Here is a 17,577-nt window from a genome sequence, read left to right as displayed (position 1 = left end):
CAAACCGCTGACTGGACAGCCGGATGCGGGAGATCCGCACGTCCGGTTCGAAGGGAGGGGCGGCGCAAGCCAATGCGCCGTCCCTACCCCTATCATCACACGATAGACGCCGACATCGGGTCGCGTTATCCGGTAACTTCCCATGAAAGGCCTCTCTATCCTCTGCCTCGCCTCCATTGCCGCTTCCGCCCAGGGAATCCCCGAGCGCGCCAGGAAGTCCGAGCTGGCGACCTACTTCCTGCCCCCGACCCGCGTCGTCTGGACCTCGGATCAGGGGGTGAAGCACGCCGACACCCTGCTGCAGCCCGCATTGGGCCAGGCCACGCTCAAGCCGTCCCATCCCCCGACCGTCCTCAAGGCCGGCGACGGGGCGGGCTCCATCGTCCTCGACTTCGGCACCGAGATCGCCGGCTACCTCGAGCTGTTCACGCCCGGCGGCGACAAGACCCCGCCCGAGGCCCGCATCCGATTCGGCGAGTCGGTCGCGGAAACGATGGCCGAAATCGGCGAACGCGGTGCCCAGAACGACCACGCGCTCCGCGACCAGGTCGTCGAACTCCCGTGGATGGGCAAGAAGATGGTGGGACCGTCCGGCTTCCGCTTCGTCCGCATCGATGCCGTCGCCGACAGCAGGCAGCCGGTCCAGCTGACTCACGTGCGGGCCGTGCTCCAGATACGGGACGTGCCGTACCTGGGAAGCTTCCGCTGCAGCGACGACCGGCTCAACCGCATCTGGGACACGGGCGCGTGGACCGTCCACCTCAACATGCAGGACTACCTGTGGGACGGCATCAAGCGCGACCGCCTCGTTTGGCTCGGTGACATGCATCCGGAGGTTTCCATCATCGGTGCGGTCTTCGGGGACAACGAGGTCGTCCCGAAGAGCCTCGACCTGATCCGCGACGTCACTCCGCCGACCCAGTGGATGAACGGCATCAGCTCCTACTCGATGTGGTGGATCATCATTCACGAGGATTGGTACCGGCTCCACGGCAACATCGACTACCTCCGCGAGCAGAAGGCCTACCTGCAGAAGCTGCTGTCCCATCTCGCCAGCTTCATCGACGACGACGGCCGCGAGAAACTCGACGGCATGCGCTTCCTCGACTGGCCCACCTTCGAGAACAAACAGGCGGTCCACGAGGGCCTGCAGGCGATGATGGTCAAGACCATGGCCAGCGGTGGCCGGCTCATGGCTCTGCTGGACGATCCCGCGACCGCGAAGCTCTGCCGCGAGGCCGAAGCGAAGTTGCGCAAGCACGTGCCCGAGCCGAGCGGACGCAAGTCACCCGCCGCCCTCAACGCCCTCGCCGGCCTGCGTCCGATGGAGGAGGTCGCCGACGAACTCAAGAAGGACGGCCCTAGGGACCTCTCGACCTTCTACGGCTTCTACGTGATCAATGCCCTCGGCGAAGCGGGTGAAACCGAGGCGGTGCTCGACATGATCCGCCAGTATTGGGGTGGCATGCTGGACGTCGGCGCGACTAGCTTCTGGGAGGACTTCGACCTCGCCTGGATGGAGAACGCCGGGCGGATCGATGAGTTGGTGCCTCCCGGCAAGAGGGACATTCACGGCGACTTCGGCGCCCACTGCTACGTCGGCTTCCGCCACAGCTTCTGCCACGGCTGGGCGGGCGGCCCCACCGCCTTCCTGAGCCGCCACGTGCTCGGTATCGAGCCGGCCGCTCCCGGCTTCACCAAGGTTCGGATCGACCCCAACCTCGGCGACCTCGACTGGGCCGAGGGCACCTACCCGACGCCGCATGGCATCATCAAGGTGCGCCACGAAATGCAGGCAAACGGCAGCATCAGGAGCGAGGTCGAGCTACCGGAGGGTGTGTCGCTTTCCGAAGCGCCCTAGGAGTGGCGCTCTCCGAGCGCCATGAGCGGGGCATGGCGACGTCCACGTCGCGGTGAAAGGCGGGCGCTGAGTGTCGGGCCCGACCCAAACTCGCGACACGACTCCTGAAGTCGGCTCAAAGCCGACCCGGCCCGTCATCCTCCTTCACCAAGGCTTCGGCGGGAGACAAGTGGCGCTTCCATCCTTCGCCGAGGCTCCGGAGGACAAGTGGGAAGCGCCACTCCACCGCTTTCCGCTGCCTCGACAGCTCCCGGAACTCCTCACGGAGTTTTCCGAAGGCTGTAGAAGCGGCGGCTCGGCGGGGAATCGTAGTCGAGGACATGCGTGGTCGAGGTCCCCTGCGAGGCCACCGACTCGCCACCCGGCTCGGAATCCCAGCTGGTGAAGTCATCGGAGATCTCGATGACCCAGGATCTGTCGGGGAGTGAGTCCCAAGTGAGCGTGGTCTGGTTCCCAAGCGTGTTCATCATGGGAATGTCCGCGCGGATTGAGCGCCGGAAGGCATCGGACCGGGTGGTCATGAAAGCGCGCGTCCCCAGAGCACGAAGTCATCGAGTTCGCCAACGAATGGCGAGTTCAGTGTTCCCGCTATGGCGACCGATGCGTAGCTGTCCCTTTGCTGAAAACATTTTGTGTAGAAGTTGATGGAAGCATTCGCGGTCTTTGCAGGGTAGTCGATGTCATTGATAAGAATTGGATGGAATTCCGGTTGTCATTGATCAGCCGTTGCCTGCAAAAGCATCTGCTGGTGGGGCAGTCCTTTCCCCCTAACCTCCAGAACGATCTCACCCGGCTGCTCGGCTGCCTCCACAATGACCACCAGTTGCCCGCTGAAGGTCCGCATCCTCGGCAAGTGAAAAGGCTCCAATGAGGTGGCATCCCCATTGCACACGGCCTTGAACCGGCCCGCGCCGCTCACGGCGAAGTCCAACGGTTGGTCCATGCGCGGGCAAAGGTTGCCCTCCGCATCCACCAGAGACACCGTCACAAAACTCAGGTCTCTGCCATCCGCCTCCAAGCGGGTACGATCCGCTTGCAGGCGCAACCCGGTTGGAGCTCCGGCCGTGTGCTTCTCGCATGTGGCAATCGGCTTTCCATTCTCATCCAGTGCCACCACCCGCAGCGTGCCGGGTTGATAAACAACATCCATCCACATCAGGCGGTAGCGTTCCTGCAGGGTCCCATCACGCCGCTTTTCCCGGATTCCCTGGCTCACGCCGTTTAGGAAAAGCTCGGCGCGGTCGTAGTTGGTGTAAACAAAGACCGGGGTCACTTTCCCCACCCGCTCAGGCCAATTCCAATGGGGCAGGATGTGCAGCGTCTCCACATCCCGATTCCATTTGCTGCGATAAAGGTAATACCGGTCCTTCGGCAACCCGGCCAGATCCAGGATGCCAAAGTAGGAGCTGCGCGACGGCCAATACTCATCGTAAGGCGTCGGCTCACCCAGGTAGTCGAAGCCCGTCCACACAAACTCACCGATCACCCAATCCTTGTCGTCTTGCATCTCAAAATCGACTTCTGGCAGATTGGACCACGAGCAGAATTCCAAATCATACGAGGAGCTCTGCCCGTCCGGGTAGGTGCGCATCGATGCCGGCTCGACCGGGAACTTGTAGATCCCCCGCGAACTCACGGTCGAAGCCGTCTCCGATCCGAGGATCATGCCCTGCGGAAAGCGATCATGCGCTTCTTCATACAGGTGTACGCGGTAGTTCAATCCGGGGATATCCAGCAACGCTCCAAACCCGCTTTCCATCACGGCCTCCACCTGGTCCATGCCCACCGTGACCTTGCGTGTCGGATCTTCCCGATGAAATAGATCCTGAAGCCACTTGGCCCGTTTCACTCCTTCCGGGCCCCATTGGTCGGGCACTTCGTTGCCACTGCTCCAAAGCGCGATGCAGGGATGGTTGCGGGTCGCCCGCACGAGGTTCACCACATCACGTTCCGCCCATTCGTCAAAGAAGCGGTTGTAACCATTTTTCACCTTGGGCTTCGCCCATTCGTCAAAGCTCTCAGCGATGAAAAGGAAACCCATTTCATCACAGAGCTCCAGCTGTTCAATGGACGGCATGTTATGAGCCGAGCGCACGGCGTTGCAGCCAAGGTCCTTGAGGATGGCCAACTGGCGCCGGAGGGCCGCCGGATTCACCGCCGCTCCCAAAGGACCGAGATCGTGATGCAGGCACACGCCCTGGAACTTCGTCACTCTTCCATTGAGCAAAAAACCTTTGCCCGCGACAAACTCCACGGTCCGCACCCCGAAGCGGATGCGTTGCTCGTCCACGAGTCTGTCCCCCTCGAAGAGCTCACACACCGCCGTGTAGAGATGGGGGGTATCCGGGCTCCAGCGCTGAGGCTGTGGCAGCGCAAGGTGTTGAATGATCTCATCTCCGATCGCTTCCGTGCCATTTTCCACTGCCACCACCCTCCCGCTGGCATCCTCGATGCGGGTGCGCAGACTGACATTGGCATCCGTCACGGCTGCCTGGATCGCGACCCGGGCCACCTGATCGGTCACCATTGGCGTGGTCACAAACACACCCCACTGCTCGAATCCGACACGGTTGCGCAGTTCCAGGCGAACCTTGCGATAGAGCCCCGCGCCCGGATACCAGCGGGAGGAGAAGGGACGGTTCTCCAATCGCACCGCAATGAGGTTCTTCCCGGGTTGCAGGTGCTCCGTCACGTCGAAATGGAAATAGGCATATCCATAGGGCCGGTGGCCGACCTTTGTACCATTGACATAGACCTGCGCCTCACTCATCGCCCCGTCAAACTGCAGCACCGCCCGCCGCCCCTGTCCGAGTTCCGGTAATTCGATTTCATGGCGGTACCATCCGGTTCCAATGAAAGGGAGGGCGCCGGTGCGTCCCGTCTTCTCCGTAGGTACAGCCTCATTGTTTTGTTCGATCTTCACCACTTGCCTGTCGATTTTCGGATCAAAAGGCCCGGTGATCGCCCAATCGTGGGGCACACGCACCCGCTCCCATGCGCTGGTATCGAGGTCGGGCAGGTGAGCGCCTTCCACATCCCCGCGGGTGAACATCCAGCCCGTTTCCAGCAGGTATTCCCGCCTGGGGGATTCAGCGACGACCGTTTGCATCGTGATCGACATCCCGACCATCGCAAACAACATGGACTTCAAGGGTTTCATGTGGGTGATGTTCTTAGTTGCTTCCGGTTCCGTGAATCAAATCGGACCAATCGGTCCTCGACACGGGCTTGCCCCAAAAGCTGCCCTTGCCATGCTCCGCCTCGTAGGCGCGGATCTCCCTTTGCTTGGCGATCTGGGCCGCCGTCACCTCATCAAGACAGGCTGGATCCGCAAAAGGATCGTTGGTCACCTGCTGCCAATTGCGAAGGTCTTCGAGCAGCTTATCCACGACAGGACGGTAGTTGGCATCGTCTGCCAAATTTGCCGTTTCGCCGGGATCACGCGCGAGATTATACAACTCCAAACGAGGCGGCTTCTTCATCCTCCGGTAGATGGCGCTGGCAATCGTTCCCTTGCCCGAAACAAGACCCGCGCTCAGATCGGCGGAATCGCCCTCTCCCTGCACGCGCCCACCCTCCAGAATGAAATTGCCTGCTTCCGTGCCCGCCAACAAGTTGACAATCAGCTTGTGACGCCCGTCTCGAATCGAGCGCATCGGCCACCAGTCAACCGTGGTGTGCGAGTGGTACTCCGTCACCAGGTGCGGGCGCCAGTCACTGGGTCGTTGTCCCCCCCGCATTTGCCCGGCCAACGATCTCCCCGCAAAATCTGGAATCGGCACAACCCCGGCGATCTCCATGAACGTCGGAGCAAGGTCCACCAGCGAAACAAGGCTGCTCACTCGACGCGGTGGCATCTTTCCATTCCCGGGCCAACGTGCAATCAAGGGCACCCTGACCCCGAGTTCATGAACCGAAAGCTTCCCCCTACCGAAGGACGGGCCGTGATCGGAGGAGAAAACAACAACCGTGCTCTCCAACAAACCCTTTTCCTCCAGGATTTGATAAAGGCCCGCGACGAGGGCGTCCACCCGCTGGATCGAGTTGTAGTAATGGGCCAGATCCCGGTTCAACCAATCGCTTCGCTTGATATCGCTCCCGAAGCTGTCCAAAGGGCGGATATCACCGGGCTTGACGGTCTGATAACCATCCATGTCCGGCGCGGAATTGAACTTCCCGCGAGAAAACGGCTCGTGCGTATCGTGGGTCTGTGCCTGATAATAGAACGGCTTTTCCGGATCCCGCTCGGCAAGAAAATCACGGAAATAGCGAAGATGCGCCTCCCAGTCCTTGGTGTCGGACTGATCCCGCTGGGTCATCCTGTTCTCATCATAGACCATGTCGAAATGTCGCCGTATATCCTGCTCAGGGCTGACGTGGATCTTGTAACTGATCCCCGTCTGGTATCCGGCCTTTTTCAGCAGTGCGGGAAACACCGTAGTGCCAGGTCGCATGGAGTAGCCGTAGTCGGCCAGACCGAGGTGGCCGGTTTGGTGGGGGTATTGTCCCGAAAAAAGGCTTGCCCGGGATGGACTGCAAGTGGCCGAAGCGCAGTAAGCGTTCTCAAAAACCGTGCCTTCCCTCGCCAGACGATCGAGCCCTGGAGTGGGAATTTGCGCTTCCCCATATGGCCCGACCTGCAGGCCCAGATCCTCGGCAAAGATCAGCAGAATATTCAACGGCTCCGTGGTTTTCGAATGGGCCACGACAACTTGCGCCGCCTCGGCAGCCAGCAATTCCTCCTCATGCCGCATCGCATGGATGGCCGGCAAAGCGGCACCTTTCCGGTCGAAGAGCGCGTTTTTTCCACCATGCCACTGATGTTGGATTCCTTCGGGGAACCAGTAGAATATCCCGCGACCATTCGGAAACGAGGCCACCATGCGGGTCAGGTCCCGCAGATAGCGATACTGTCCCCCCGGCGAGTGGCTGTAGCCGGTGGAATGCAATCCATCCTTCTGCGGAAGCGGGGTGTGCGGGTGCGCCGTCTCGACCACCATGAAAGGCAGTTTCAATTCCTCATCGATGTAAGCGAATGATTCGCGAAGGTCTTCCATCGTGTTGTGAAGAAACGGATAGTGGCTCAGTCCGATGATCTCAAAGTCCACATCATGCGGCAGCAGACCGGTGAAGAACCATTTCACGACCGCCTTTCTTCCTCCCCGGTCGATATGGATCATGCGTTCCGGGGTATTGTCGGGAATCGCCGCAGGGACGGCGCTTGAGGCTGCCTGAAGCAGTCGGGCGAATTGGGCCCACTGTTTTCCATCTTGGAATCCCTCGCCGCCAACCCGCCCGTCGGGCCAGAGCATCCCCGGAGTGATTTCGTTGCCGAGTTGGACCATCCTTGGAACCACTCCAGCCTCCTTGAATTCGATCAGCACCTCCCTGGTGTAATCGTGGACTTGCTTGACCAGCGAGTCGAAGTCGAGTCCGGCCCATGCTTTGGGCTTGCTCTGATTTCCTGGATCCGCCCACGTGTCCGAATAGTGCAGCGCAAGAAGAATGGGGAAACCCGCCTGCTTCACGCGCTGCGCAAGAGCAAGGGTATGCTTCAGGTCATTGACCGCACCCCAGCGCCCATCGGCCTCGACGAAAAGCCGCAATCGCACCATTTCAAATCCAGCTTCATGGATGATCTCGAGCACGGGAAGCTGCTTCCCGGCGAGTTGGTAGTTTGCTCCACGGCGCTCCATCTCAGGGATGCCGGACAAGTCCACTCCCCGGATCAGATCCCGTCCATCCACAAGTTGGCAGGCAAGCAGTCCGGCAAGTAGGATGGCGGAGATGAATTTTGGATTCATGTGCATAACAGCGTTTGGGAGGATGAAGGCCGTTGAAAGAGTCGTGCCACCACGGGTTGGAACGACAGCCCGGCCAAGTCGCAAGCGTCATCACTTCGCTGCATCTGGCGGTGGCAGGTGACGGCCGGAGAATCAGTAGTTGATCGAGAAGTGCTTCGCTTTCAACTCTCCCTTCTTGAAGGCTTGGATGTGTCCATCGACGAAGACCATGTGGGCCTTACCTCTGTTCCGGTATTCCGGTTGCCCGGCCTCCGCACCGGTATGGAAGGTGGCGGTTTGCCGTCCTGCGGCAGGGGTGTCCGCAGCGAGCGTCGCGCTTGTCGGAGTGAAGTTCGCATGCCCGTTCTTGTGAGGCGTGAACTCGGCGCCGGCCTTGGTGGTCACATCGCCAAGCAGAACCACTTCGCCGGCACGCCTGATGTTTGCAGGACGCACGCGTCGCCCTCCGGTCCGGTAGCACACGGCGACATTTGCGGCGTAGTTCAACGGCTGCCACGTCAGCTCCGGCTGAAACACCGATCGCTTGGTGGGAGATAAATACTCTTCCCTGGGCGGTTTCGCACCGGAGTCCTCCATCAGGATCTCCGGCCAGCGGTTCGTGGCAAAGCCGGAGGTGGCAGGAAAGTTCTTGTCGAATCCCGGAGGAAAATACCCGTGGTCCGCCGCAAAGCTTTGCATCTGGGTGGCCAGCGAGCGGAGGTTTGCCATGTTGCGGGAGGCGTTGGCGGAATCAATGGCCCTGCGGGACATCATGAAGACGATCACGGCAAGGACTGCGATAATGGTGATCGTGACAAGGATCTCGACGAGCGTGAAGCCCCTCTCTCGGGCGGAACGGCTGAGGGAGACTCTCCGAGGGCGTCCCCTCGACGCGCCCATCACGGAGGGGGCGTGCCATCGTCTTGCAAAGCGATCGTCTTGGGAATCTTGAGGCCGTTTCACATGAAGAAATGTTGGACGATCATTCCCTACGGAGTTTCGGTGAGGCGGTAGAAGCGGCGGCCCGGGAGGGAGTCGTAGGTGAGGACGTGGGTCGTGGAAGCCCCTTGGGATGGGACGCTTTCGCCACCGGGTTCGGGATCCCAGCCGGAGAAGTCGTCGGAGCCCTCGATCAAATAGCTTGCGCCGGGCAGCGAGTTCCAGGTGAGGGTGACTTGTTTCCCGACCGTGTTCATCGTGGGAATGTCCGCGCGCAGGGAGCGCTGGAAGGCGTCGGGCTGGGTGGTCATGCCGGCGCCTGCGGCGAGTGGGGTGAGAAAGTCCCCATCGAGATCATAGGCCGTGCCGGGTGCGCCGCGCAGGTCGGCACCCACGTAGAACCAGGTGGTGCCGTCGATCTCGACACCCTCGCCACGGCGGAAAGCCTTGAGCAGCGGGTCGGCCTTGGCGACATCATAGGCGAGGCTCGAAGAGCCGAAGGCGTGGAGGAGCGAGATCTCGGCGGTCGAAAGCGCGCGTCCCCAGATCACGAAGTCATCAAGCTCCCCCACGAACGGTGAGTCGTTGTTCAAGGTGTGGCGACCGATCCGAAGCTTCCCCTTGGAGGATGTCGTCTTGGTGAAGATGTTGATGTCCGGGTTGCTGGTCTCGGCCGGATAGGCGACGCCGTCGACCTGGAAAAGCACCTCGCCCAGTGTGGATTGGTCCCAGGCGGGAACAACGATCGCACAGTGGTGCCAGTTGCCATCATTGATCACCGGAGCACCGAGAGCGACGGCGGTGTAGGCACCGATGTCGAGTTGCAGGCGCCCGTCGGAGGCGACCTGCGCTCCGAATTCGCCGTAGAATCTCTCGATGTCACCGAACCCCGCGATGTTCATGAAGCCGCTCTGGGAAGTCTTGATCCAGAAGGCCATGGTGCGGGGCTTGTTGATCGGAGTCGGGCATTCCCCTGCATAGATTTCGTCGGGATCACCCGTGACGCCTGCGAAGCGAAGGGAGTTCCCGAACTTGCCCGCGACAAAGTCCTGAGGCGAGAGCCAGGCCGCATCAAGATCGCCGCGCCACTTCCTCTGCCCGTCGGCATTCACATCGGGCAGGCTCCCTTCGTTGGACATCTGACGGGTTCCGGAAGGATGATCGAAAGAGTAGTGGAGCAGGTAGTCGTCGTGCTCGATGTTGGCCAGAAATCCCGTGCCCTCCGAAATCACGTCTTCAGGACCGGACTTGTCGATCACGATGGCACCCGCCGGCTTGAATGATTCACGCATCTCGGCGAAGCCGGCCCGGTTGTCGCCGCTCTGGGGCTGCCAGTAGGGGATGGAAGTGTCGCGATGTTGACGACCTGTCTTGATCGTGCAGTCGAGCTTGTCCGGATGCACGCGGACGACCAGGTGGTTCAGGACGCGGGAGCCCGGCGGCGAGCCGTGCACGATCTGCTGCACCCCCATGTGCCGGGAGGCGGCGATGTCGTGAACCTCACCGGAGAAATGAAGATCCACACCATGCGCGGCCATCGCTTGGAACAACGCGCTGGATTCCCCATTCGCATAGGTCATCCCCGAAGACGCCGTGGTCAGCACCGGTTGAAGAATCGGGGGGTGGCACTGGGTGACGATGTGCCGAATGCCCGGGTCCGCCTCCGCCTCGGCGAGCAGGCTCTGCACCCAGGCAAGCTGGCCGGCCTCAAGCTCGGGCTTCACCGTGATGCCGTAGGGGTAGAGTTCGGTCGAGGGATCCGTGTGCTGGAAGACATCCATCGAAATGATGAGCGTGTCCTTGTGGCGGACGGCGAAGGCGGTCTGCTCGTGAGGCGAACCGACGGGGCGATCCGGATAGATCAGCGGGGCCGGCGTGTCGCCGAAATCGGGAGACGTGCGATCCGGTCGGCCGAGCGGCGTGTAGGTAGACCACTGACCGATCGGAAAGCGCGTGAACCAGCGCGAGAACTCGTTGCGCATGGTCGGAATGAGCTTGGTGTTGACGCCATTGAGGGGCCAGTCGTTGTCGCCCAGCTCGTGGTCGCCGACGCAGGCGATCACCCTCAGGCCGTTGGCCTGGAACCACGCGTTCTGGTAGTGACCGTAGTAGTAGTAAGAGCCTTCGATGAAGGCGATCTCACGATTGGCATCCGTGTCCACCGGGCCGATCACCTGGCGCCCGGCGGCATCCTTGAACCACTCGCCTTCAACAAGGTCACCGGCGACGAGGAATAGATCGGGCGCTTCGGAGGTCATCGACTGGAAGAACGCGAGAAAGCTGTCTTCGATCTCCGCAGTGGTGCCGTTCTGTCCCCCATCCCAGCCGGAGCTGGCAGGCACGCCGGTGATGGCACCGGACATGTCCGCGATGTCCGCATTGGTGAAATCGGGCGCGGAAACAAAGGTCCACGGCTCGCTGTCGGGGTCGAGCGGATGGCCGGCGAGTTCGAGCCGGTCGAGCAACACGGTCTGATCCTCGTCGTCGGCCGAGAAATCGATGAAGAACCCGAGGTTGGTGATTGGCCCGGAGAGATCGGACGCCGGCGCGGCCCCAAGCGTCGCCGAATTCTCCCCAAGGGCGACTGCGAGCCAGCTGGAAGCGGCGGGGTTGAAGGAGATCGTCTCGGTGGCGAAGGGCGAGCTGTCGCCCGCAACGGGAAACGCCGTGGCCGAAGCGAACCACTGGCCGCCGACTTCGACCATGGGCCGCACGGCGGTGTTGGCACCGTTGGCACCGCCAGCCTGCTCCCAGCGGAGTTCGAGACCGGTGTAGCTTGCGGGGTCGTGGTCGATGAAATCCTCCTCGGTGGAGACGACCGCCTTGCCGTTGCCTTCCCCTTGCGCGGCGAAGACTTCGACGTAGTCGTCCCCAAAGACGCCGGCGATGTGAGCGGTGGATGCACCGGAGGCCGAAGCGGCACGATAGGTGATCGAAGGAATCCCCACTCCTCCGGCACCGCCGTTCGCGGTGTCGCAACGGACATTCAGAGCGCTGACGACGACGGAATTGGCAAAGGTCACCGAGGCTAGGGAACTGAAGCTGGTGGAGGTCAAGGTGACGGAATCACCGCTGAAGGCGGCGGTGCCATTGTCCAGGCTGGCACCGGGGTCGGCGGGAAATCCGCCGAGCACCACGGGCGAATCCGAGGGGCCGAAGCCGGAGATCGTGACCGCATCCACGACCAGTGAGTCGGCGGCGGTAACCTCGAAATTCTCGCCTTGGCTCAGGGTCGTGTCCTTGAAGGAGCCAAGCGTTCCCAGCGACAGGATCCCCCCCTCGGAACCAACGAAGAGGTTGCCGGAGTTGCTGGTGAAGGTGAGCCCACCCGCGGCAACGCTTGCACCGAGATCTCCGCTGCCCAGGGTGCTGGCCGAAACCACGGTCTGGGTCGGCGAGATGGTTGCTCCAGAGTTTGTATTGATCGCAGCGGCGCCATCCCATCCGCAATCCTCGAGAGGTCGCGCGCTGCGCATGCCATTGGGGAATTCCTCGCGGTAGAGCACCTGTGGCTGCGGCGTGTGATCGAGGCGGGCAAGGGCCACGCCATTGGCACCGGCTGAGGGGTTGGGAGCAGACAAGGCAATCATGTCGCAGGCCTGCGGACTCGAGAACGAAACGGTGGCAGAACTTGCGAAGCTGGTCGCAGTCAAGCTGAGGGTGCCGTTGGCGAAGCTCGCACTGCCGTTGGACAGCGATGCACCCGGATCTGCCGGAAAGCCGGAGACCAGGAACGGAGAATCACTGACTCCGAAATCGCTGATTTCGAGCGAGTCGATCCGACTTTTTCGATCAAAGGAAATCGTCAGGACTTCCGCGCCCGATACGGTGCGGTCATCCAGGCCTCCCGTGACGCCAAGACTGGGAACTCCGCTTAGATTGCCTCGATAAAGGTTTCCGCCGCCGGGCGCATAGATGCGGAGCGTCTCGTGGCGAATGACCTGGGGCAATACGCCCGATGAACCGAGGTCCGCAGGCAGCAGGGTATCTGCCGCCACCGGTAGGGCAAAGGGCCAGAAGACCGCCAGCGTTTTGAAGAATCGGGACTGGTTCATGGGAAGCCGGGTTTTGGAACCGTGCGACGACAATGGCCGCAGTACGCCAAGTTCGACTGCCGAGCAGGAACCTGGCAGCCGACACTTTCCGGACCGAGTCGCTGTGACTAGCGCCGGCGGCGAAGCAGGCAGAGCACTCCGAGACCACCGACCAGAGCGCTGGAGGGCTCGGGGACGTAGGTGACATCTACAAAACCAACACCAGCCGCGCCCCCCGTCACGTTAGAGGCAGTGATCTCAAGGGAAGTGACATCCACCGTAGAAGCGAAATTCACCGTGTAGGTTTGCAGGTACCCACTGTTGCCGTTCGAATCGATGGACACCGCACCGGCAGCGTAAGATACCGTCCAACCCGCCGGCAGACCGGTGACAGACGCGCCTGGATCACTCGAGAAACCACTGATGACGGCATCATTGTCGTTCGCTCCGTGGTCGCCCAGCGAAAGCGAAACCAGGCTGACGGGGCTGGTGAAGCTGAGAGTCAATTGCTCGCCCCCCTCGACAGTCCGTCCTAAATTGATGCCCGTCGTGCCGATGAACTCCGGATTGCTGCCGAAGGCGCCCCAGCCGAGGTTTCCCGCGGTTCCCGTCGACGCGATCGTGAAGTCTCCGATTGTGATCGAGACATCACCGAGATTTGCCGTGTCGGGATTGGTCGCCGCAGCGGAAATATCACCGGAAGTGACAATGGTTGCGCCGTGAAGCGAGGATGTCCCGGTGCAGAGGATCGCAACGCCAGGAAGGATGTGCTTGTATGATATTTTCATATGGTTGGTTGTTAGATATTGTTTCTTGGGAATTTTACGTTGATTTTCTTCGATGTTTCAGACGAGGAGATGTCCGGAATCGGCGGCGAAGGAACAGAAGAGCGCCGATGCCGCCAAGGAGGGCGGTGGAGGACTCGGGGATGACAGTCAGTGATACATCATCAATCACGGGGAAGGATCCACCGGCTTCTGGTTCAAACATGATCCCGACCTTCGTTCCGTCCATCGCGGCAGTCGCCGTACCGGTCAGGGTGACCTCCTGGAAAATGCCGGTAAGATTGCCTTGCGTGGCTCTATCCCAGACAAAATCATCGGTGGCTAGGACCTGGGACGTGTTGCCGTAGATCAAAGAATAGCCAAATCTGGTGTCTTGTCCATCCCATGTCGTGGAAGCATAGAAAGTCAGTGTGAATGTTTCACCGATCGTAATCGTGTGGTCAGTCAACTGGTAGAACCCTCCGCCACCAGCTGAACTGTTCATCTTGCCGGCGAAGCTACCTGTCCGCTTTACTTCGTTCGTGATGCCGGAGTCGTCGTCAATCGGAGTGAGGCCCGTCCAAGCTGCAACGTCAGCCCATGCGTCGCCAGCAGTCTTGATCGTTACAGAGCCGGTGTCTTCAAAACCCGCGTCAGCTACCGAGATGCTGGCGGCATTGGCCGATCCGGCGGTGAGGGCGGCAAGCGCAAGGGCGGTTAGGCAGGCAGGGATTGACGTTTTCGTCATCTTCACAAGGTTCTATTCAGGTGTCTTGATTCAACTACTGTCGGGAGCAGAATATTGGGCCCCTCCGGCTACTGCAGGAATTTGCTTCTGAGGCAGGCGCCTGAAACAGCCGTTGGGCCGGACCGGAGGACGGGGAAAAGGGGGTTGAGACTGGTTACCAGGATTTTTCTTTCGGTGTGAATTCAGCGGGTCATCACTCGGATACCACCACCTTGAGGCGGGTGAAGATTCTGCCGGAGGCTCCGATCATCGAACGCTTGAGTTTGACCACCACCGTGTCTTTCGGTGAGGCATCGGTCACGGCGATGATCACATCATCGCCATCGTCCACCGCCGGGGTCCAGCCAACAAGGTCGTTGCCGTATTCCACACTGATGGCGGTGCTGGGGTCGGCCTCTGCAAGATCGCTGCGCTCGAAGGTGAAAATCATGTAGGTCGGGTCGCTGGTGTTGTCCAGGGTCGGCAAAAGTCCGATGGCGTTTTCGTTGACATTTGCCGCGCCCAGCGCCCAGGCCACCGCGTTTCTCACGCCGTCGCCGTTCGTGTCGGTGTCTGCGTCGGCACCGCCGGACCAATCGGCGTAGGTGGTCATCGCCGTGAAATCGACCGAGAAGTTGTCGAAGGCGTAGCCTTTCTGTGTAGCGGGGTCGTCACCCGTGTAGAACTTCGCCCAAAAGCCGAGATCCTGGCCGATGACCGAGGCACCTGGAGCTACGGTGTAGGTGAGCGTCCAAGTCTCAAAGCCTTCCCCCGTCGGGGTGGGAGTGCTGGAGACCAATGAAACATCGCCAGCGTCGAGGGTGTCGAGGAGGCGCGCGCCGTCATCGCCGTTGATATTGGCCGACGAACTCAAATTTCCTGTCAGGCCGATGATCGGGGTGATCCGGTCCGCAAAAGCAAAGTCGCTCCTGATGCCGATGTCGAAGGTGACGACGTAGGTGCCGGCTGCGACCTGATGAGTGCCGAGAGCGGCGTCGTAGAAGCCGCGTTGATTAAGATTGTCTGTCGTTGCAGCCAAATAGGCACTTCCCGCTGTCGGGCTGGGATTGGTTGAGGGATAGAAGCCCCCGAAGATCCGAGTCCAAGTCCCGTTATCCTCGACGGCGTCGCTGTAGATCACGGTGCCATGCGCCAGCGTCACCGAGCACGAGACGGCGCCGATCATCGAAAATACGGAGGATTGGCTCGGTTTCATCAGTCGTTCGTGGAGAGCACCCATCCTGAGGGGTAATGCTCGGGACGACGCATTCGTTTCGAACTTTTTTCTCCTGATGGTCAATAGAATCGCTTTCCCCAGGACTCGGGCTCTTGGGGACCTCCGGTCTGCGGTTCCGATTGCCCTTGGATGGGATACGATACATTAGAAGAGAAACGTTTCCGCTTCCCGAGGCATTCCTCGGTGAGCGATCGCTTGTAATGGACGAAGAACCAGTGGACCCGATGCGCGAATTCGTTCGCGAGTTGACCGAGCACCAGCAGGCGCTGCGGACCTTCGTCGATTACCTGATGATGGGCGCTCCGGGGGCGTCCGACGTGGCTCAGGAGGTCAACCTGTTGCTATGGGAGAAGCGGGCGCAGTTCAAGCCGGGGACGAACTTCCGGGCGTGGGCTTTCACCATGGCGCGTTACGTGGCCCTCGGCCACCGGCGCAAGCTGCGGCGGGACGGGGCACTGGTGTTCGACCCGGACCTGATCGAGCGACTGGCGGACGAGTGGGAGGCCGAGCCCGATGAGCGGGAGCGGAAACTCGCCGCTCTCGATCACTGCTTGGAGCAGCTTCCGGATGAGGATCTCAAGCTGGTGCGTGCCCGCTACGGGAGCCACGGGGAAATCGAGCGCCTCGCAGGAGAAATCGGCAAGACCTCTGGCAGCCTGCGGCTGCGATTGTTCCGGCTGCGGGCGGCGCTCAAGCAGTGCGTGCGCGCCGAACTCAAGCTGGAAGGAGGCTTGGGATGAGCCGCAAGGAACTCGAGCGCCTGGTGCAGGCGATGGCGGACGGCACCTTGAGCGAGACGGAATTCGCCACCCTGCAGGAGGAATTGGCCGCGAGTGCCGAAGCACGGGCATTCTTCCGGGAGTCCATGGAAATCGAACTGCTTCTGCGGAGTTCCATCGGCACGAAATTCTCGCTGCCGGCCTCGGGTCACCGAATGGAGGCGCTCCTCCGTCGCCAGCAGCGCTCGCACCTGCGCCTGGCGCTGGTTGCCGCCGTCATCGCCTTGATCGTCTCGGCCGCGGTCTTCCACCGCGTTTTCATCAAGGTTCCCGACTCGAGCGTGCGGATCGCCTTCACTTCCGGCACCTCGTGGACCGGTGAGATCGAGGGTGACGCCCTCGAACACGGAAGAACGATGCAGGTGGAGTTCGGTGTCGCCGAAGTGACCTTGCCACAAGGGGTTCGGGGCATCATCGAGGGACCCGCCCGCTTCCGGGTTGGAAACGCCAACGACATGGAACTGCTCGAGGGACGGGCGTGGTTCCGGGTCGAAGAAGCGGCCCGCGGTTTCCGGCTGCGCACGCCACAGGTCGAAGTCACGGACTTGGGCACGGAGTTCGCAGTCGTCACCCGGGACAATGAACTCGATGTCGTGCACGTATTCCAGGGACGGGTGCGGGCAGCGGCACGCTTCGGGCTGAAAATGGAATGCGCGTTGAGCAAGGGAGAGGCCGCGGAAGTCTCGCCGGTCGGGCGCTGGATTGAGCGCGAATCAGACGACAGCGGCTTTTTGACCACCCTTCCCCCCGAGTTGCCCGGCATCCGCTTCGGCTTCAACAGCGAGAATCCCCTGAGGGCCGAAGGAGCCCATCCCGCCGTGGACTCGATGGTGGTCACGAGGATTGGCGGCGGAATGCCCGAACTGGTCGATGGCGTTCGCGGCAAAGCACTGGCGGTGCGGTCCTTTGAAGATGTCATCACCACCGACTGGCCCGGCATCGGAGGGGTCGAGCCGCGAACGATTGCCTGCTGGATCCGTCGAAACCCGGATGCCAGTGACTACGCGAGCGTCGTTTCCTGGGGAGTGCCCGACGAGGACCTGCCCGGCCGCTGCAAACTGTTGGTGGCGGAATCGCCCGGTCGCGGACACGCTGTACTGAGGTTCTCGCTGGGACACCATGTGCACTTCTCCGGATCCACCCCGCTCCAAGCGGATCGGTGGCATCACATCGCGGTGGTATTCCGCGGACTTCACAGTGACCGAGGTGAAATGGTTGAACTCTACGTCGATGGTCAAAAGGAACGGGTCGATCCCGAGTTTTCACAGCCACCACGGGAGGATCAAAAGCTCGGAACCATCATCGACTCCAAGAACTCCTCTCCCCTGCGTATCGGCACGGGGCCGGAAACGGACGCCCCTCATCCCTTCCTTGGAGAGATCGACGACGTCTACGTCTTGCCGCGGGCGCTCGTCCCTCGAGAAGTGCAGGCATTGATGGCGCTCGAATAAAA

11 protein-coding genes and 1 pseudogene are annotated in these 17,577 nt (G+C 61.2%); 3 read left to right on the top strand and 9 right to left on the bottom strand.

The window, feature by feature from the left end:
- Nucleotides 1-142: 142 nt before the first annotated feature.
- A complete protein-coding gene (locus ACG2LG_RS13520; RefSeq protein WP_396259795.1) occupies nt 143-1,861 on the top strand; it encodes an alpha-L-rhamnosidase C-terminal domain-containing protein in 1,719 nt (572 codons plus the stop codon).
- 260 nt (nt 1,862-2,121) lie between these two features.
- Here the strand turns inward: ACG2LG_RS13520 and ACG2LG_RS13515 are convergent, their stop codons facing one another.
- The 9 genes and pseudogenes from ACG2LG_RS13515 to ACG2LG_RS13475 form a co-directional block, all read right to left on the bottom strand.
- Nucleotides 2,122-2,328 carry a hypothetical protein gene (locus ACG2LG_RS13515; RefSeq protein WP_396259793.1) on the bottom strand — a complete coding sequence of 69 codons (207 nt, stop codon included), beginning with the start codon at nt 2,326-2,328 and terminating at the stop codon, nt 2,122-2,124.
- Nucleotides 2,329-2,573: 245 nt separating this feature from the next.
- Nucleotides 2,574-5,021: a DUF4982 domain-containing protein gene (locus ACG2LG_RS13510; protein ID WP_396259792.1), complete on the bottom strand. Its 2,448-nt coding sequence runs from the start codon at nt 5,019-5,021 to the stop codon at nt 2,574-2,576.
- A gap of 13 nt (nt 5,022-5,034) precedes the next feature.
- Entirely contained in the window at nt 5,035-7,665 is a 2,631-nt protein-coding gene (locus tag ACG2LG_RS13505; RefSeq protein ID WP_396259791.1) for a glycosyl hydrolase 53 family protein, read from the bottom strand.
- Between the two features lie 132 nt (nt 7,666-7,797).
- Nucleotides 7,798-8,418 carry a hypothetical protein gene (locus ACG2LG_RS13500; RefSeq protein WP_396259796.1) on the bottom strand — a complete coding sequence of 207 codons (621 nt, stop codon included), beginning with the start codon at nt 8,416-8,418 and terminating at the stop codon, nt 7,798-7,800.
- A 9-nt stretch (nt 8,419-8,427) separates the two neighbouring features.
- Nucleotides 8,428-8,544, bottom strand: a pseudogene (locus ACG2LG_RS13495) (type II secretion system protein); the annotation flags it as partial.
- Nucleotides 8,545-8,633: 89 nt separating this feature from the next.
- Nucleotides 8,634-12,638 carry a LamG-like jellyroll fold domain-containing protein gene (locus tag ACG2LG_RS13490; protein ID WP_396259789.1) on the bottom strand — a complete coding sequence of 1,335 codons (4,005 nt, stop codon included), beginning with the start codon at nt 12,636-12,638 and terminating at the stop codon, nt 8,634-8,636.
- 107 nt (nt 12,639-12,745) lie between these two features.
- Entirely contained in the window at nt 12,746-13,405 is a 660-nt protein-coding gene (locus ACG2LG_RS13485) for a PEP-CTERM sorting domain-containing protein (protein WP_396259787.1), read from the bottom strand.
- A gap of 34 nt (nt 13,406-13,439) precedes the next feature.
- Nucleotides 13,440-14,129 carry a hypothetical protein gene (locus ACG2LG_RS13480; protein WP_396259785.1) on the bottom strand — a complete coding sequence of 230 codons (690 nt, stop codon included), beginning with the start codon at nt 14,127-14,129 and terminating at the stop codon, nt 13,440-13,442.
- Between the two features lie 193 nt (nt 14,130-14,322).
- A complete protein-coding gene (locus tag ACG2LG_RS13475) occupies nt 14,323-15,294 on the bottom strand; it encodes a hypothetical protein (protein WP_396259783.1) in 972 nt (323 codons plus the stop codon).
- Between the two features lie 251 nt (nt 15,295-15,545).
- Between ACG2LG_RS13475 and ACG2LG_RS13470 the strand changes: the two genes are divergently transcribed.
- Entirely contained in the window at nt 15,546-16,085 is a 540-nt protein-coding gene (locus ACG2LG_RS13470; RefSeq protein ID WP_396259781.1) for a sigma-70 family RNA polymerase sigma factor, read from the top strand.
- Nucleotides 16,082-17,575: a LamG-like jellyroll fold domain-containing protein gene (locus ACG2LG_RS13465; protein WP_396259779.1), complete on the top strand. Its 1,494-nt coding sequence runs from the start codon at nt 16,082-16,084 to the stop codon at nt 17,573-17,575. The genes ACG2LG_RS13470 and ACG2LG_RS13465 overlap by 4 nt, the downstream gene beginning before the upstream one ends.
- Nucleotides 17,576-17,577: the final 2 nt, after the last annotated feature.

Source organism: Haloferula sp. A504 (genome assembly GCF_044385805.1).
GTDB lineage: Bacteria > Verrucomicrobiota > Verrucomicrobiia > Verrucomicrobiales > Akkermansiaceae > Haloferula.
Note: the sequence above shows the minus strand (reverse complement) of the source record. Positions and strands in the feature narration are given on the sequence as shown.